The organism is Tessaracoccus flavescens (genome assembly GCF_001998865.1).
Lineage (GTDB): Bacteria > Actinomycetota > Actinomycetes > Propionibacteriales > Propionibacteriaceae > Arachnia > Arachnia flavescens.
Genome location: NZ_CP019607.1, coordinates 1,941,297 through 1,958,700, shown reverse-complemented (window position 1 = coordinate 1,958,700; position 17,404 = coordinate 1,941,297). Strand labels below are relative to the sequence as shown.

Below are 17,404 nucleotides of genomic sequence, written 5' to 3'. Positions count from 1 at the left end.
AACGGCCTTCCCCGTCGACTGGCTCACGTCGTCGGCGCGGGCTCGGCCCTTGTGGATACCCCACAAACATCGCCAACCGACATTGGGGGCGAGACAACGGCCCCAGGGCCCCCGGATGCGGAAGTCTTGCATAGTCCGGCATCCGTCGTGCCCAGGAGGTTACATGTTCAAGCGCATCGCGATCGTCAACCGAGGCGAGTCAGCCATGAGGCTCATCCACGCCGTCCGCGATCTCAATGCTGAACATCCAGACCGGGACCCCTTCGTCACCATCGCGCTCTACACCGAAGGCGAGCGCTCCGCCATGTTTGCCCGCGAGGCCGACGAGGCCTACCCGATCGGCCCCGCCTCCGAGCGCCCGTACCTGAACCATGAACTACTCGCCCGCGTGCTGCAGGAGTCCAACGCCGAGGCCGTCTGGGTCGGCTGGGGCTTCGTCGCGGAGGACGCGGCCTTCGCCGATCTGGTCGAAAGCCTCGGGATCACCTTCATCGGGCCCTCGGGCGAGGCCATGCGCCAACTCGGAGACAAGATCGGCTCGAAGCTGATCGCCGAGGAGGTCGGGGTGCCGGTGGCGCCCTGGTCAGGCGGTGGCGTCGACACCCTCGACGACGCGCTCGCTGCTGCCGACCGGATCGGCTACCCGCTCATGCTCAAGGCGACCGCGGGCGGAGGCGGTCGCGGCATCCGCCGCGTCGACGGCGCCGAAGACCTCGCAGACGCCTACCAGCGCACCCGCGACGAGGCCGAGCGCGCGTTCGGCTCCGGCGTCGTGTTCCTGGAGAAGCTGGTCACCGGCGCCCGCCACGTCGAGGTGCAGCTGATCTCCGACGGCGAGACCGCCTGGGCGCTCGGCGTGCGCGACTGCACCGTCCAGCGCCGCAACCAGAAGATCATCGAGGAGTCGGCCTCGCCGCTGCTCACCCCCGAACAGACCGCCGAGGTGAAGGCCGCCGCCGAGCGGCTCGCGCTGCGCGTCGGCTACCGGGGCGCGGCCACGGTCGAGTTCCTGTACCACCCCGGCCAGCATCTCTTCGCCTTCCTCGAGGTCAACACCCGCCTCCAGGTCGAGCACCCGATCACCGAGGTCACCAACGAGTTCGACCTTGTGAAGGCGCAGATCCATGTCGCGTCCGGCGGCACGCTCACCGACCGCCCCACCGAGTTCGGCCACGCCGTCGAGGCCCGGCTCAACGCCGAGGACCCGGACCGCGACTTCGCGCCCGCACCCGGCCGGATCGCGCGCCTCGACCTGCCGGCCGGTCCCGGCGTGCGGGTCGACACCGGCGTCGCAGAGGGCGACACCATCCCCGCCGACTTCGACTCGATGATCGCCAAGATCATCGCCTACGGCCGCACCCGCGAGGAGGCGCTCGGACGGCTCCGTCGCGCCATGCGCGAGACCACCGTCGTCATCGAGGGCGGCGCCACGAACAAGAGTTTCGTCCTCGAACTGCTGTCCCAGCCCGAGGTCACCGGCCCGCCGGCCGAGTCCGCGCGCCGGGCCGCGAAGGTCGAATGGGCCGACACCGGGTGGATCGACCGCGTCCGTGCGGAGGGCGGGCTCGTCGCCGACGAGCACGCGGGCGTCGCGCTCGTGGTGGCCGCGATCGAGGCCTACGAGGAGGCCACCGGCTTCGAGTCGGAGCGTCTGCTCAGCACGGCGCAGGGCGGTCGCCCCCAGACCCAGCACAAGGCCGGCGCCTCGGTGGAGCTGAAGCTGCGCGGCGTCGTGCACCAGGTCGTCACCTACGCCACCGGCCCCGGCCGCTACCGCGTCGTCGTGGACGGCACCGCCGTCAACGCGGAGCTGACCCGCCTGGACGAGGTGCACGGCCGGATCCGCGTCGGCGACACCGTCTTCCGGATCATCAGCGCAACGCACGGCCCCGTCCACCTGATCGAGGTCGACGGCGTCATGCACCGGGTCTCGCGCGATGAGGGCGGCGTTCTCCGCTCCCCCGCGCCGGCGCTGGTGGTCGCCACCCCGGTCGCTGTGGGCGACAAGGTCGACGCCGGCGCACCCGTCGTGGTGCTCGAGTCGATGAAGATGGAGACGGTCATTCCGGCCCCGTTCGAGGCCGTCGTCAAGGAACTGCACGTCATCACCGGCTCCCAGGTCGAGACGATGGCGCCGCTGGTGCGCCTCGAACCGATCGGCGCCGGCGAGGAGGAGGCGGGCCAGCAGGCCGCCGAGGTCGAACTGCCCGCCCCGCTCGCCGACCGGGACGCCGTGGCGCGCGCCGACCGGCTGCGCGCGGACCTCTCCGCCATCCTGCTCGGCTTTGAGTCGGACCCGTCGGAGAAGACGCTCGCCTCCTACCTCGACGCGCGCGAAGCGGTGCGCGAGGAGGGCGGAGACGTCCTCCCGGGCGAGATCGCCCTGATCGGGCTGTTCGCCGATCTCGCCGAACTGTCGCGTAACCGTCCGTTCGGTGAGCAGGACCACACCGAACTGAGGATCCACTCCGACCGCGAGCACTTCCACCGGTATCTGACCACGCTCGACGCCGAACGCTCCAAGCTGCCCGCGCAGTTCGTCGACCGGTTGGGCCGCGTGCTGCGCCACTACGGCGTCGATTCGCTCGACCGGACGCCCGAACTGGAGGAGGCCGTGTTCCGGATCTTCCTCGCCCAGAAGCGCGTCAACGCCGATCTGCCGATCGTGCTCGGCATCCTCGGCCGGTGGATGAACGAACCCGCTCCCGCGGCGGACCAGTCCGACGCCGCGCGAGCCGAACTCGAGCGCGTGCTGCGGGCAACCCAGCTCCGCTTCCCCGCCATCGGCGACATGACCCGCTCCGTCCGGTTCCGCTGGTTCGACCAGCCGCAGGTCGATGCCGAGCGCGACGCCGTCCTCGCCGGCTTCGGTGACGAGATCGAGGCCCTCGCGGCCGATCCGCAGGCCGCCGACTACGTCGAACGCACCCGCGCGCTGGCCAACGTGCACGAGTGGACGGCCAACTACCTCGCCTCGCGCCTCGGCAAGGGGGTTCCCGCGGTCGAGCCGATGCTCGAGGTGCTTCTGCACAAGTACTACAGCGAGTACGGGCTCTCCGGCATCGGGCGCGCGACCGTCGACGGTCGCGCCGTGGTGACCGCCGACTACGTGCTCGACGGGCGAACGCGCCGCTTCGTCAGCACGGTCGGCACCTCGGACGAGTTGGCTGCCGACGGCCCGCTGCACCGCGTCCTCGCCGACGGCTTTGCCGCCCGGGGCGACGGCGACGACGCGGTGGGCGAGCTGTACGTGCGCTTCGCGGCCCAGCCCGACCCCGAGGACGCGGCCGACGAACTGGCCCGCATCCTCGCCTCCTGGAACCTGCCCTCCGAGGTCAAGCGGATCGCCATCGGCGTGTGCACCGCCGACGGCGAGGTGCAGTACTACACGTTCCGTTTCACCGACGGCGTTCCCGTCGAGGACGAGCTCGTGCGCGGGCTGCACCCGATGGCCGGGCGGCGCCTCGACCTGTGGCGGCTGCGCGAGTTCGACGTGACGCGCCTTCCGGCACCGGAGGACGTGTGGCTGTTCGAATGCGTCGCGAAGTCGAACCCGAACGACCGTCGTCTGGTCGCGATGGGCCAGGTCCGTCAGTTGGCCGCGGTCCGTGACCGCGAGGGCAACCTGCTCGCCCTGCCGCATGCGGAGCGCGCGGTCGCCAACTGTCTCGAGGCGATCCGCCGCACCCGCGCCTCCCGCGGCGCGGCGGGAAGCAAGCTCGACATGAACCACGTCTGGATCGACGTGTGGCCCGAGGTCGAGCTGTCGCTGGAGGACATCACCCCTCTCCAGTCGAAGATCACCCCGCTCTCCGACGGCGCCGGCATCGAGGAGGTCCTCTGCCAGGGCCGCTTCCGTCAGGGCGACCGCCTAATTCCGCTCGCCGTGCGGTTCCACTCCCAGCCCGGCGCCGGAGTCACGGCGACGGTAGGACCGCCGCCAACCGAGCCGCTCAAGCCGCTCGACGACTACGCCGGGAAGGTGCTCCGCGCGCGCCGTCGCGGCCTCGTCTACCCCTACGAGCTGTCCTCGACGCTCGCGGGACCGGGCGGGACGCTGACCGAGCTCGACTTCGACGCCGACGGCAGGTTGGTCGAGGCCAACCGGGACCCGGGCCTGAACAAGGCGGCCATCATCGTCGCGAAGGTCACCACCCCGACCCCGCTGCATCCCGAGGGAATCACCCGGATCGTGCTGTCGGGCGACCCGACGAAGGGCCTCGGCGCGCTCGCCGAACCCGAATGCTCCCGCATCATCGCGGCGATCGACCTTGCAGACGAGCTCGACGTCCCGCTCGAGTGGTTCACGCTCAGCTCGGGCGCGAAGATCTCGCGCGACTCGGGCACCGAGAACATGGACTGGGTCGGCGCCGCGCTGCGTCGGATCGTCGAGTTCACCCAGGACGGCGGCGAGATCAACATCGTCGTGGCAGGCATCAACGTCGGCGCCCAGCCGTACTGGAACGCCGAGGCCACGATGCTGATGCACACCAAGGGCATCCTCGTGATGACCCCGGACTCGGCGATGGTGCTCACGGGCAAGCAGTCGCTCGACTTCTCCGGCGGCGTCTCCGCCGAGGACAACTTCGGCATCGGCGGCTACGACCGCGTGATGGGCCCCAACGGGCAGGCGCAGTACTGGGCGCCGAACCTGGGCGCGGCCATGGAGATCCTGCTGTCGCACTACGACCACACCTACGTCGTGCCAGGCGAGGACGGTCCCCGTCACGCCGAGACGACCGACCCGTCGGACCGCGACGTATCCGACTTCCCGCACCAGGCGGAGGGCTCGGACTTCACGACGGTCGGCCAGATCTTCTCCCCCGAGACGAACCCTGACCGGAAGAAGGCGTTCGACATCCGCACCGTCATCGCCGCGGTCACCGACCAGGACCACGAGCGGGTCGAGCGGTGGGCAGGCATGGCCGAGGCCGAGACATCGGTGGTGATCGACGCCAGGATCGGCGGACACTCGGTCGCGGTGCTCGGCATCGAGTCGAAGCCGGTGCCTCGGGCGGGCTTCCCTCCCACCGACGGACCCGACACCTTCACCGCGGGAACCCTGTTCCCGCGCTCGTCGAAGAAGACGGCCCGCGCGATCAACGCGGCCTCCGGCAACCGTCCGCTCGTGGTGCTCGCCAACCTGTCCGGCTTCGACGGATCGCCCGAGTCGATGCGCAACCTGCAGCTCGAGTACGGCGCCGAGATCGGCCGCGCCATCGTCAACTTCGACGGGCCGATCGTCTTCGTCGTCATCTCGCGCTACCACGGCGGCGCGTTCGTGGTGTTCTCGAAGCAGCTGAACCCGAACATGACGGTGCTCGCCGTCGAGGGCAGCTTCGCCTCGGTGATCGGTGGGGCGCCCGCAGCGGCCGTCGTGTTCGCCCGAGACGTGGAGACGCGGACCGCTGCCGATCCCCGGGTCGCCGGGCTGGGCGCCCGCCTGCGATCGGCCTCGGCCGAGGAGCGCGCGGCGCTGCAGGTGGAGTTGGAGGACATCCGCAAGGCGGTGCGCGCCGAGAAAATCTCGGAGATCGCCGCCGAGTTCGACGGCATCCACAGCATCCACCGCGCGGTCGAGGTCGGCTCGGTCGACAAGGTGATCTCCGCCGCCCAGATCCGCCCCGCGATCATCGAGACGATCGAGGCCTACGGGAAGTAACCGCCCACCCGCAGAGCGGACGCCGTCGCAGCGGTGGGCGGTGAAGCGGTGGTCGGTGAAAGGCGTGCACAAACCTACGGTGAGCGAGACTCGTGCCTCTATTGGCACTGATCCCGCTCCTCGTAGAACTGTGCACGACAGACCGGTCACGCCGCCATGATCGCCGACTGCTACCTCGCCGGCGTCTCGACGCGTCGGATGGACAAGCTCGTCAAGAGCGGGTCAGCTCGCTCGCGCCGGAGCTGACGAAGGGACCCGAGCTCGACCTGGTCGTGCTCGTCCGCCCAGAAGTCTGGGGCGAAGGCGTCCGCGGCGCCGTCGACCGCTACGTCGCGATGACGAGGGCGACGAGCGAGCTGGTCATCCTGGGCTGAGCCGGGCTCCTTTCGTTGAGCACTTTTCCGAATTCGTTTCGCGACACGCCGGGCCGCCTCGGCGTGTCGGCGAACGAGTTCCGGAAAGTGCTCAAGGCGCACGCCCAGGCACCGCGCCGAGACCACACCAGCCGCGAGGGGCCGCGACCTATGCTCGACGGGGAAGGGGTGCAAATGAAGCGAGTCGAGGCCGTCGTGATCGGGGCAGGTCAGGCGGGGCTCTCGGCTGCCTACCACCTGCAACGGCTCGGCATCGGCTCGTCGTCCTCGACGCCAACGAGCGCGCCGGCGGAGCGTGGCAGCACCGCTGGGACTCGCTGACCATGCACGACGTACACGGCGTGGCCGAGCTGCCCGGCATGCCGGTGCCCAACGTCGACCCGACGGCGCGCGCCAACGTCACCGTGCCTGAGTACTTCGCCAGCTACGAGGCCCACTTCGACCTACCCGTCGAGCGTCCGGTCACCGTGCTCGAGGTGACCCCGCTCGGGGAGGCGAACGACGCCCCGCTCCTGGTCGGCACCACCGCGGGCGATTGGGAGACCCGCTCCGTGGTCAACGCCACGGGCACCTGGGACACCCCGTTCCTGCCCTTCTACCCGGGCGTGAACACCTTCAAGGGTCCCCAGTTCCACACGGCCAACTATCCGGGCCCGGAGTTCTTCCGCGGACTGCGGGGCGTCGTCGTGGGTGGCGGCGCCTCGGCCGTCCAGTCCATCGGGGAACTCGCGGGCATCGCGTCCGAGATCGTGTGGACCACCAGGCGTGAACCGGTCTGGCGCACGGGCGAGTTCAATCCCGACGCCGGGCGCGAGGCGGTCGCGTTGGTCGAGGACCGGGTCCGCCAAGGCTGCCCCCGAGGTCGGTGGTCAGCGTCACCGGCCTGATGCTGCGCCCGCAGGAACGCCGGGCGGCCGAGATGGGCATCTACGACGCGCGTCGCCCGATGTTCGCCCGCGTCGAGGAGGACGGCGTCCGCTGGGCCGACGGGCACTTCGAGCGGGCCGATGCGATCCTCTGGGCGGACCGGGTTCCGGCCGAGCGTCAACCACCTCACGCCGCTGCGGCTCGGCGGGCCGGAGGGCGGCATCCAACTGCTGGCTCCGCGCGACCCGCACACCTACACCAGCGCGAGCCGGGACGGCAGGATCCACTTCGTCGGCTACGGCCCGTCCGCCTCGACCATCGGCGCGACGAGGGCGGGCCGGGTCACAGCTATCGCCGTCAGGGACCAGCTGGCCGGCTAGAAGTCGAACAGGATCCAACTCGTCGGCCACGGCCCGACCGCCTCGACCATCTGCGCGACCAGGGCGGGCCGAGTCGCGGCAATCGCCGTCAGCGACCGGTTGGCCGGCTAGAAGTCGAAATCGATGTCGATGTCGGAGATGAAGTCACCGACCCCCTCGACGAAACCGCCGATCCCCTCCGCGAAGTCGCCGACGCCGCCAATCACGTCTCCGACGTCGAAGATGCCGCCGAGGTCCGCCATAAACGCCAGGTTCCACGCGACGTCCATGCCGAGGTCCATCCAGAGCAGCCCCTCGAACACGTCGGGGCCGCCGAGGTCATGGCTGCGCTGGGCGACCTCGCCGAAGACCTTCGCCCAGTGCTCCGCAACGCCGAAGACCAGCGCGTAGGGCAGGTAGCGGCTGAAGATGCCTGCCGCCTCCTCGAAGCTGAACTGGTCCGCCTCAGCGGTGGCAAGGTATTTCTTGAAGCCGAGCGCCTGAATCATTGTGGCCGTTCCGACGGCGGTGCGGGGCACCCGAGGCTTCAGCCGCTTCGTGAGAAAGACGCCTCCCGCGACGAGAATCAGGGCGCTCAGGATCGTCCAGATGGAGAGCCGGTTCGCGAAGACGAGGAGGCACCAGCCGATCAGTGCGATCCAGCCGAGCGTGGCGAGGCAGCCGAGCGAGGTGGGCCGGGGGTCTTTCTCGTACCAGCCGTTCTCGACGGTCTGGTGGTACAGGTTGTCCTGGGCGTTGCGCAGGTCGGCCGAGCGCTGCTTCGACCAGCGGCTCATCAACACCCCGCCCTCCGAGCCTGGCATGCCGCGCAGGGAGTTCAGCAGGTCGCTCTCGAACTGGTCCAGGCGGTCGGCCGGCGGGGCGGCGTCGCTCGGCGTGATCCGCCAGTCGCGGGCCTTCTTCTTCGGGTCCTTCTGGCGCTTGGCGTCGACGTCGACCGCCTCGATCTTGAGCCAGCCGCGCACCGCCAGGTCGACGATGGTGGCCGTCAGGTCGCGCATATCCGCTTGGCCGTCGACGATGGTGCCGACCAGTCCCGGGCGCAGCCCGCGCGGGGGCGAGAAGGCCACGGGGACCTCGCCCGAATACTCCCGCTTCGGCTGGACGCGGGTGACTGGCGCCGTCTGGCCGGGCGCCGGGGTGAGGCCGGGCGTCAGGCCAACGAAGATGCGGTCGTGGAAGAAGCGGTTGGCGAGGGCACCGATGAGGAACATCACACCGCCGACGACGATCGCGATGCCGAGGGCCCCGATATCCATGGAGGTCATGGATCCAGTGTCGCGGATGACTCAACCACTCCGCGGCCGGGGCGCGGTGGTGGTCACTCCAGCGCCCATGCATCTCTGCACGCGGCCTCCCACCACCGGACAGACCCGTCCCTTACCAGTTGGCGATGGTGTGGCTGGTCCAGTTGTTCTCGTTCTGTGTCCAGCTGACGCGCTGAGCTGCGCAGTAGTTTTCGGTTTCGGCCTTTGGGACATGGATGGTGTTGAGTGTGGTGGTGGCCGTGTCGTAGATGACCACTTGGTCGCCGTCTTCGGGTAAGTACGGGGTGAAGACGACCTTTCCTGCACAGACGTCGAGGTCCCATACTTCGCGGTCGTTCGGTATCGGGATCTTGGCTATGGGGTGTGCGCTGGTGTCCATGACCAACACGGCGTCTTCAGTGGTCATGGCGACGATGTCGCCGCTGGAAGCGAGTTTCCGGGCGCCCCATTGTGCTTCTGTGTCTTGAGTGAAGCGGACAAGATCGGTCACTGAGCCGTCGGTGTCGATGCGGACGATTCCGGTCTGTGGATGCTCGTCCGCTTCGGAAAGCTTCACAGCAACAACGCCTCCGGTGACTGGTGAGAGTTGCGCGCCGAGGGTGAGCATCTCTTTGGGTTCTCCGCCGGCGGGGTCGGCGGCAAGGATCCTGGGCTGGAAAGTTCCATCGGGTTGTTCGTGGGCTGTCCACCACCACACGAGCCCTTCAGATAGGCGGGGAAAGGGGTCTCCTCCAACTAGGGGTAGATACTCCGTGGTCGCCTTCCGCTGATCCTCAGCTGCAGCCACAAGGATGGGCTGGCCGCCGTTGATGTTTTGGGCGAAGAGCCGCCAGTTCGACTCAAACATATTCTGCGAACTGGTCTCCATCCATACTGCCCACTGCTCGTCTATGTCGCCGGCGTATGTCTGACGTAGGAGGCCATCGGAGCGGATGCCAGAGGTGTCGGCAAAGAGGTCGATAGCGCCGTCGTCGCTGAGGAGACCGACCCTTCCACTCTTCATGAGCGCGGGTCCATCGAAGTTCTCGCTGGGGGAGACGGTAACCAGAGCCCTGTCGTTGCTGAGCGCGAGCAGGATTGTGTGGTCCTGACCAGGCGGAGCGGGTGTGATCTTCGCGACCTCGGGCAGGGTCAGTGGCTTGGCATCCTCGAGTTCCACGAGGGGGAATTTCAAGGTGACGCCCGTTGCGTCAGTGATGGCGTGAGGATCTGCCAATCCACTTGTCGAGGTCGGAGGAGCGCTGGTTGTGGCCGCGATGGTGGGTGTGAGGGTGGGCTGCGGTGCTGCGGTGCAGCCGGGCAGCAGGGCTGCTGTGACGAGCAGCCCTGCCATTCCGAATCCGTTACACGGGTAGGTCACGCGACGATCCCGTTCGTCGTCACCCACTGATGGAAACCCGAAGCCGAATAGCTGAAGGTCTCCGGAACGGTGACACCTGACCACACACCCTGCGCGGGATCATGAAACGCGAGCGTACTGCCGCTGCCGCTATACCCGTGGCCAACGATCCAGTGCCCAATGTTCTTGCTCTTGGGATGACCGTTGTAATGTGCCGAGTTCGCGTACTCGTAGGTGTCGATGGCGACCGGGAGGTAGTTTCCTTCGATGTTGTTGACGAACGAGGCTTTCAGGCTGGCCAACGTTGGGCTTTGGATCTGCTGAAACTCGGTGGTGCCGACGATCTTGTTCAGCGTGGGGGCCATCACCTTGAGCGCCCACTTGGTTGCACCGTTGGCGTCGGTCTTCAGGTAGCTGCTTCCGGCCAGGGTTGCCTGGGAGTAGGTCTTGCCCTTGTACTTGGCGATCATCGAGGCCGTCGCCGGCCCGCAGTAGTACCCGTTGGTCTGCTTCTGGTGAGTCATCACGAAAGTCCGGGCGGTGGGTGGGGTGACAGAGGCGCGTGACATCAGCTTGGACCGCTTCAGGATTGTTCTTCTCCATCTCGGCAAGCTCGGCGTCGATGGCTGCGTGATCGCTCGCTGTCAGACCAGCGACCCTTTCGTAGGCGAGCAGTGCTTCCACGATGTGCTCTTCAGCTTCGGGCGATTGCTCATCCCGTTCGCTCGGAGGGGTGTAGTCGAGTCCGAACTCGGTGTCGTCAGTCGTCTCAGTGCCAGTGTCGGCCCATGCATGTATAGGCAGGGCGAGCAGGAACGTAGTCATGACCGCCACAGTCAGTCTGGTTGCTGTTTGGCGGGTGCGCCGCATTTGTACTCCGCGGGGTTGGGTTATGACGAGGATCGAGGCCCTAGGTGCGTCGGCGCTACCGTGAGCCGATCACTCACTGCTGATCTACTACGAACGGTAGGTGTGCATTAGGTGAGGATGTGGGTTGCGGGGCAGAACTACCAACTTTCGTCGATGGGCTTGCCGCATTGGGGTACGCCCACCACGGCACTGAGCGCGTAAATGTCCGAGCGCTGCTATAGGGTCCGAAACATCGTTTTGCAACAGATGTGATCGGAGGTCCTAAACGTGGCGGGGGCCGCGTCGGTCCACGGCACAGGCGCGTCGAAGCACGCAGGGCCTCGGCAGCGGGCAGGCCCCGGACCAACGCGGGTCGAGCGGTGAGGACCAGGCGGCTCAGCGGACGATGTCGTACCGGGCGAGCTTCGCCTTGTCTGCCTTCGAGGTCGATCCCTGCAGCGCGAGCAGTTCGGCGTAGATGCCGCCGGTGGTGGCCAGCTCGGCGGGTGTGCCGATCTCGTCGATGCGTCCCTCACGCAGCGTGACGATCCGGTCGACCGAGGAGATGGTCGACAGGCGGTGCGCGATGATCAGCGTCGTGCGGCCCTCCATAAGCTCATCCAACCCGGCCTGGACGGCACGCTCCGACTTGGTGTCGAGCGAGCTGGTTGCCTCGTCCAGGATCAGGATCGGGGCGTCCTTGAGCAGGGCCCGCGCGACCGAGAGCCGCTGCTTCTGACCGCCCGAGAGCTTGATGCCCCGCTCGCCGATCTCGGTGTCGAAGCCGTCCTTCAGGCGGGAGATGAAGCCCATCGCGTTCGCCCGTCGGGCCGCCGTCTCCAGCTGTTCGTCCGTGACGCCGTCCAGGCCGTAGGCGATGTTCTCGCGGATGGTGCCGCTGAACAGGCTCGCGTCCTGGAAGACGACGCCGATCTCGCGGCGCAGCAGCTCGGACGGGACGTCGCGGACCGACTGGCCGTGCACCTCGACTGTTCCCGACGTGGCCGGGTAGAGCTTCATCAGCAGGTTGACCAGCGTGGTCTTTCCACCGCCCGACTCGCCGACGAAGGCGACCCGCTCGCCGCGGTCGATGGCGAGATTGATGTCCTTGAGCACCAGTTCGGTGGTGTCGCCGTAGCCGAAGTTGACGTCGTCGAAGGCGATGACGGGGTTGTCCTCACGCCACTCGACGACCGGCTGGACGGCCCCGGACTCGTCAAGGTCGAGCGGGTTGTTCGGCTCGTCGATCTCGGACATGACGGTGAAGTACTCTCGACTTCCCGCGATGGCACGCTGCGTCGTGTCGACCAGGTAGCTCATGCCGGTGACGGGCTGCTTGGCCATGTTGACCAGCTGGATCAGCATCACCATGACGCCGATGCTGAAGGCCCCCTGCGCCGTCTGCACGAAGAGGATGGCGTAGACGACGAAGAACACGACGTCTAGGACGGCGCGGCGGATGCTGTCCATCCGGTGCCAGTACCCCGACTGCGACGCGGTCAGTCCGACGGCGTCGGTGTAGTGGTCGCCGAACTTCTTCAGCTCGCCGCGCTCGGTGACGAAGGACTTCACCACGCGCATCTGGCCGATCACCTCGGCGAAGCGGCCGCCCGCGATGTCGTAGTGCTCGTTCTTCTGGTGCTCCCACACCTGCCACTTCTTCGACGTGAGCGCGGTCAGCCAGACGAACGTCGGGTAGATGATGATCAGCAGCAGGGCGAGCCACGGCGAGTAGACAAGCGAGATGATCAGCACGGCGAAGACCGTGATCAGCATCGGGAAGAAGTTGTTGGAGAACATCTGCAGGAAGTCCGTGATCGAGGTGATCGAGCGGTTCAGCCTGGAGATGATCGTTCCGGTGAGCTCGTTGTCGTAGTAGCGCTGTGGCAGGCGCAGCAGCTTGTGGAAGTAGCGCTGCGAGAGGATCGCCCGCAGCCGGGTCGCCATCAGGTCGCCCCAGTAGCCGGTGATGTTGGTCAGCAGCGTATTGGCCAACGACAGCCCAAGCAGCGCGGTTGCCAGCCAGAGCAGGTCGGCGATGCTGCCGCCCTTGTCGCTGGCCATGGCCACGACGGTGTCGGTGGCCCGGGCGATCACGAACGGCATCAGCAGCGCCGTCGCGGCGATCGCGACCGCTCCGACGATGATGCCGATGTAGAGGTGCCACAGCTCCCTGGCCGTGACGAGAATCCTGACGATGCTGCGCATGCTGCCTACCCTTCGGCCCGCACTCTAGACGGCGCCACCAACAATCACTAACCCCGACGGCGACCTTCCCCTTCCCGTCCGTTGCCGCTGGTCAGGCATGGGGCTCCCCAGATGGTCGGCCCCGCGCGCCCGCAGTCCCTCCTGACCCTCGCGCCTGTCGACGGAAGGCTGCCATTCGGCACCGCAAACAGCGTCGGCGTCTGCGGACAGGAGCTGGTTGATCATCGTCTGCAGCAGGCTGCGCATCATGTCCGGAGACGCTTCGGCCAGCAGGTTGCCCAGCACGTGGGCAGGGTCGACAATGTGAGGAGCGGTCATCGTGGCTGATTTCCTTTGAGCGAGCTTTGGTAGGTGAACTCGAAGGATCCCACGGTGACCGCCCTGCCGTCTTGAACGGTCATGGCCACTGCGTGGGGGCTACGCCACTCTAAGGGGCTCTACTGGAGTCGGACGGGTTGAGCGTCGCGGGCATGCAGCCCTTGACGTCGTGGATGTCGAGTTCCTGCAGGGTGACCTCAGGCAGCAGCCCGTAGACGCCGCGACGGAGGGTGCGGCCGTCCCCCGGGGCGGTCAGGTCCAGGTGGTCGAGGGTGAGGTGGGCGTTGTTGCGCAGCAGCACAGCCTGGGTCGCGCCGTCTGCGTCGATGGCCACCGGTCAGCGGCATCTCCGTAGTCGGAGATCAGAATCGGAGCGCCCCCGGATCCGCTCCCCTTCGGCTTGAGCTGACCGCGACAGGTCGACCCCCTCGTGAACAGGACCGAGTCACCGGCGCCGAGGGTCAACGCGTTGACCGACGAGAGTGAGTTGAGCGGCGAGGCGATCGACCCGTCCCCGTCCGACAGGGCGGAACAGTCGACGTACGTCGTCGCACCTGCGGCAGTCGCCGGAGCGGGGAGCAGCGTGGAAGCGAGCGCGGCTCCGGCCGCGATGGCGGGTACAGAGCGCAGTGACATGGTTCCCTCCCCGCGGGTCGACGCCGATCCGCGTTGGCAGATCGTGGCACGCCACTCTGCCGCCAGTGAAGACCCATTTCTGCCGAGGCCCGCCCGAGATCAGGGCAGGAAAGAAGGCGTGACGGCAGATCCGCGTCCGCGCTCACGCCTCGCTGAGCGGCCTCCTAATTCGTCGTGACGGGAGGAAACCCGCCTCGGATCCGCACACCCGTCATGAGCGGATCTGTTGGAGACAGAAAGTGGCCCCGCGACTCTCGTCGCGGGGCCCTCTTCCGGTCAGGTTCAGCGCTCGTTGATCGGCACGTAGCTGCGCTCTGCGGGACCGACGTAGATCTGGCGCGGACGCCCGATCTTGCGGCCCTCCTCTGCGTGCTGCTCGCGCCACTGGGCGATCCAGCCGGGGAGGCGACCGAGGGCGAACAGCGCGGTGAAGTGCTGCGACGGGAAGCCCATCGCCTCGTAGATCAGGCCCGTGTAGAAGTCGACGTTCGGGTACAGCTTGCGCTCGATGAAGTAGTCATCGTGCAGCGCCGTCTCCTCCAGCTCGAGCGCCATGTCGAGCAGGTGGTTGGAGGTTCCGGAGTTGCGCAGCAACTGGTCGGCGTGACCCTTGATGATCTTGGCGCGCGGGTCGTAGTTCTTGTACACGCGGTGGCCGAAGCCCATCAGCTTCACGCCGGACTTCTTGTCCTTGACCTGGGCAACGAAGTCCTTGATGTCGAGGCCCTCCTTGGAGATCTCACGCAGCATCTCGAGGACGGCCTGGTTGGCGCCGCCGTGCAGCGGGCCCGAGAGCGCGTGGACGCCTGACGCCATCGACGCGTAGATGTTCGCATCGGCGGAACCGACGAGACGCACCGTCGACGTGGAGGCGTTCTGCTCGTGGTCGGCGTGCAGGATGAACAGCGTCTCGAACGCGCGGACGACATCGGGATCGATCTCGTACTCCTCCTGCGGCGTGCCGAAGGACAGACGCAGGTAGTTCTCCACGTAGCCGAGCGCGTTGCGCGGGTACAGGAAGGGGGCGCCGATGGACGACTTGTACGCGTAGGCCGCGAGGGTCGGCATGGCACCGAGGAGGCGCAGGCTGGCCTCCTCGACCTGCTCGGCGTTGTGCACGTCGAGGGTTTCACGGTTGAAGGAGCCGAGCGCGGTCACGCCGGCAGCGAGCACCTGCATCGGGTGCGCGCCGCGCGGGAAGGCGCGGAACAGCTCACGCATGCGCTCGTCGAGCAGCATGCGGCGTGCGATCTTGTCGTTGAACTCCTCGAGCTCCGCCTGGGTCGGCAGCTCCCCGTAGATCAACAGGTAGGCAACCTCGATGAACGTCGCCTTCTCGGCGAGCTGCTCGATCGGGTAGCCGCGGTACTGCAGAACGCCCTTGTCACCGTCGATGAAGGTGATCGAGGACACGCACGAAGCGGTGTTGACGAAGCCCGGGTCCAGCGTCGTGACGCCTGTGGTGGCGAGCAGCTTGCTGATGTCGAGCCCATCGTTGCCCTGCGTGGCTTCCACGACCGGCAGGTCGAGCTCGTGTTCCCCGTACTTGAGGACTCCGCTATCGGTCATGGGATTGCCTTTCTTTGGTTTCCGGACGGCCTCCATGGGCGCCCATTAGCCGGCTTACTGGCTGTGCGGAACCCCACCATACAACCGAGCGCGAACACTTCGTTAGGTTGGTCCAAGCGCCTTGTCAGGGGCTTGACAGGTGGCACCCCACCCTCATCGGAGGGCGGGGGCGCGTTCCGTCTATCGGTCAGATGCCGTCGCGCGTCTCCGTGCGGCGGACGGTCTCGCCGGTGTTGGGGTCCTGAACGGTCCTGGACACGGAGACCCGGCTGCGGTTGGAAGCCAGCAGGGACCAGATCAGGCCGATGACTCCGGCCGCGATCAGGATGTAGCCGATCAGGTCGAGGCTGATGTAGGGAACCTCGGCATTGATGGCAAAGGCCAGGATGGCGCCGATGACGATCAGCGCGATGGAAGAGCCGATGCGCATGTCGACCTCCTCAGGTCGTTCGGTTGAAACCTTGAAAGAGTAACCATCTCTGCGCGTTCTGTGAAGCAAATACCTGAACTCACGCTCAGCGCCGCGCGACGGGTTCCCGATTCGGGCCCCGGACCCTCGCCGCGGAGCCCGCCGACCGGTTAGGTTGAGCGCGTGAGTTCCACCGCACCGATGCCGACCACCGCACTCGCCTCGACCAAGGCATCCAAGGGCAAGGTGTTCGCGTGGGCGTTGTGGGACTGGGGCACCCAGCCGTTCGCGAGCGTCATCACCACCTTCGTCTTCGCCGTCTACCTGGTCAGCGACGCCTTCGGGGATCCGGACGAGCGCACCAAGCAGCTGGCTTGGGCCACCGCCGTCGCGGGCATCTTCATCGCACTCCTCGCTCCTGTGCTCGGCCAGGGGTCGGACCGCAGGGGTCGGCGCATGTTCAATCTGCGCTGGCAGACGTGGGCCCTCGCGATCATCTCTGCCGCCATGTACTTCGTGGCGCCGTCCCCGGAGTACTTCTGGCTTGGCGCGATCCTGCTCGCAGGCGGCAACATCGTCCAGGAGATCGCCAACGTCAACTACTACGCAGCCATCGACCAGGTCTCGACCCCGCGCAACGTGGGAAGGGTCAGCGGCCTCGGCTGGGGCCTCGGCTATCTGGGCGGCATCACGATCCTGCTGCTGATCATCGTCGTCCGCGGGTCCGACTTCTCCGCCTCCGACGTTCGGATCGCGATGCTGATCTGTGGCGCATGGACGCTGCTGTTCACCATCCCGCTCTTCGTCACCGTGAAGGACAAGCGGCCCGATCATCCGGTCCCGTCGCTCGGTGTGATCGGCTCCTACCGGGAACTGATCGCCTCGATCCGGCGCCTGTGGCGCACCACCCCGAACACCATCTTCTTCCTCGTCGCCTCCGCCCTGTTCCGTGACGGCCTTGCCGGCGTGTTCACCTTCGGCGGCATTCTCGCGGCGGTCACCTTCGGCTTCGAGTTCAGCGAGGTCGTCACCTTCGGCGTCGTGGCCAACGTGGTCGCCGGGGTGGCGACCATGCTCTTCGGCCTGCTCGACGACCGGATCGGGCCGAAGAAGGTCATCATCTTCTCGCTCATCTGCCTCGTCCTGCTCGGCACCGGGGTGTTCGTCTTCCACGACGGCGGCAAGCCCGTCTTCTGGGCGCTCGGCCTTCTCATGTGCCTGTTCGTCGGCCCGGCCCAGTCGGCGAGCCGCAGCTTCCTGGCCCGCCTCATGCCCGACGGAATGAGCGGCGAGATCTTCGGGCTGTACGCGACGACGGGGCGGGCAGTGAGCTTCCTGTCACCGCTCCTGTTCGGCGTCGGGATCATCATCGGCCAGGCCGTCCTCGGCTCCTCCGAGGAGGGGGCCCAGTACTGGGGCATCCTCGGCATCGTCGTGGTCCTCCTGCTCGGGCTGGTCGTGGCGATCTTCGTGAAGCAGCCCCCGAAGGCCGCCGAGCTCGAAGCGACGCTCGAGGCGGACTGAC

At 67.3% G+C, this 17,404-nt stretch carries 13 protein-coding genes and 1 pseudogene; 6 read left to right on the top strand and 8 right to left on the bottom strand.

Annotation, left to right across the window (positions count from 1 at the left end):
* Positions 1-163: 163 nt before the first annotated feature.
* The 5 genes from BW733_RS09275 (at position 164) to BW733_RS19380 (ending at position 7,283) form a co-directional block, all read left to right on the top strand.
* Positions 164-5,662 (top strand): ATP-binding protein, encoded by a 5,499-nt coding sequence (locus BW733_RS09275; RefSeq protein WP_077349908.1) that lies wholly within the window; start codon positions 164-166, stop codon positions 5,660-5,662.
* Positions 5,663-5,763: 101 nt separating this feature from the next.
* Positions 5,764-6,036 carry a hypothetical protein gene (locus tag BW733_RS09270; RefSeq protein WP_077349906.1) on the top strand — a complete coding sequence of 91 codons (273 nt, stop codon included), beginning with the start codon at positions 5,764-5,766 and terminating at the stop codon, positions 6,034-6,036.
* A 174-nt stretch (positions 6,037-6,210) separates the two neighbouring features.
* Positions 6,211-6,357 carry a hypothetical protein gene (locus BW733_RS19390; protein WP_237268139.1) on the top strand — a complete coding sequence of 49 codons (147 nt, stop codon included), beginning with the start codon at positions 6,211-6,213 and terminating at the stop codon, positions 6,355-6,357.
* Positions 6,358-6,359: 2 nt separating this feature from the next.
* A complete protein-coding gene (locus BW733_RS19385) occupies positions 6,360-6,923 on the top strand; it encodes an NAD(P)-binding domain-containing protein (protein ID WP_237268138.1) in 564 nt (187 codons plus the stop codon).
* A 120-nt stretch (positions 6,924-7,043) separates the two neighbouring features.
* Entirely contained in the window at positions 7,044-7,283 is a 240-nt protein-coding gene (locus BW733_RS19380; RefSeq protein ID WP_237268137.1) for a hypothetical protein, read from the top strand.
* A gap of 107 nt (positions 7,284-7,390) precedes the next feature.
* Here the strand turns inward: BW733_RS19380 and BW733_RS09260 are convergent, their stop codons facing one another.
* The 8 genes and pseudogenes from BW733_RS09260 to BW733_RS09225 form a co-directional block, all read right to left on the bottom strand.
* Positions 7,391-8,551, bottom strand: a complete 1,161-nt coding sequence (locus BW733_RS09260; protein WP_077349904.1) for a DUF2207 domain-containing protein — start codon at positions 8,549-8,551, stop codon at positions 7,391-7,393.
* Between the two features lie 112 nt (positions 8,552-8,663).
* Positions 8,664-9,710 (bottom strand): hypothetical protein, encoded by a 1,047-nt coding sequence (locus BW733_RS09255; protein ID WP_077349902.1) that lies wholly within the window; start codon positions 9,708-9,710, stop codon positions 8,664-8,666.
* 197 nt (positions 9,711-9,907) lie between these two features.
* Positions 9,908-10,414, bottom strand: a complete 507-nt coding sequence (locus BW733_RS09250) for a C39 family peptidase (RefSeq protein WP_161490197.1) — start codon at positions 10,412-10,414, stop codon at positions 9,908-9,910.
* A 721-nt stretch (positions 10,415-11,135) separates the two neighbouring features.
* Complete coding sequence (locus tag BW733_RS09245) at positions 11,136-12,947, bottom strand: ABC transporter ATP-binding protein (protein WP_077349898.1); 1,812 nt, start codon at positions 12,945-12,947, stop codon at positions 11,136-11,138.
* Positions 12,948-13,061: 114 nt separating this feature from the next.
* Positions 13,062-13,265, bottom strand: a pseudogene (locus BW733_RS17855) (IS256 family transposase); the annotation flags it as partial.
* 109 nt (positions 13,266-13,374) lie between these two features.
* On the bottom strand, positions 13,375-13,599 hold the full coding sequence (locus tag BW733_RS09235) for a hypothetical protein (RefSeq protein WP_077349894.1): 225 nt from the start codon (positions 13,597-13,599) through the stop codon (positions 13,375-13,377).
* A gap of 584 nt (positions 13,600-14,183) precedes the next feature.
* A complete protein-coding gene (locus BW733_RS09230) occupies positions 14,184-15,470 on the bottom strand; it encodes a citrate synthase (RefSeq protein ID WP_077349892.1) in 1,287 nt (428 codons plus the stop codon).
* A gap of 187 nt (positions 15,471-15,657) precedes the next feature.
* Positions 15,658-15,900, bottom strand: a complete 243-nt coding sequence (locus BW733_RS09225) for a DUF6458 family protein (protein WP_077349890.1) — start codon at positions 15,898-15,900, stop codon at positions 15,658-15,660.
* 162 nt (positions 15,901-16,062) lie between these two features.
* On the opposite strand from BW733_RS09225, the gene BW733_RS09220 reads away from it, so the two are divergent.
* Positions 16,063-17,403, top strand: coding sequence for an MFS transporter (locus tag BW733_RS09220; protein WP_335755074.1), 1,341 nt, complete (start codon positions 16,063-16,065; stop codon positions 17,401-17,403).
* Position 17,404: the final 1 nt, after the last annotated feature.

What these genes read in the sequence shown, in the direction of transcription:
- BW733_RS09245 (WP_077349898.1), bottom strand. Translation starts at nt 12,947, where the DNA reads ATGCGCAGCATCGTCAGGATTCTCGTCACGGCCAGGGAGCTGTGGCAC.
- BW733_RS19380 (WP_237268137.1), top strand. Translation starts at nt 7,044, where the DNA reads ATGCGATCCTCTGGGCGGACCGGGTTCCGGCCGAGCGTCAACCACCTC.
- BW733_RS09275 (WP_077349908.1), top strand. Translation starts at nt 164, where the DNA reads ATGTTCAAGCGCATCGCGATCGTCAACCGAGGCGAGTCAGCCATGAGG.
- BW733_RS09250 (WP_161490197.1), bottom strand. Translation starts at nt 10,414, where the DNA reads ATGACTCACCAGAAGCAGACCAACGGGTACTACTGCGGGCCGGCGACG.
- BW733_RS19385 (WP_237268138.1), top strand. Translation starts at nt 6,360, where the DNA reads ATGCACGACGTACACGGCGTGGCCGAGCTGCCCGGCATGCCGGTGCCC.
- BW733_RS09225 (WP_077349890.1), bottom strand. Translation starts at nt 15,900, where the DNA reads ATGCGCATCGGCTCTTCCATCGCGCTGATCGTCATCGGCGCCATCCTG.
- BW733_RS19390 (WP_237268139.1), top strand. Translation starts at nt 6,211, where the DNA reads ATGAAGCGAGTCGAGGCCGTCGTGATCGGGGCAGGTCAGGCGGGGCTC.
- BW733_RS09260 (WP_077349904.1), bottom strand. Translation starts at nt 8,551, where the DNA reads ATGACCTCCATGGATATCGGGGCCCTCGGCATCGCGATCGTCGTCGGC.
- BW733_RS09230 (WP_077349892.1), bottom strand. Translation starts at nt 15,470, where the DNA reads ATGACCGATAGCGGAGTCCTCAAGTACGGGGAACACGAGCTCGACCTG.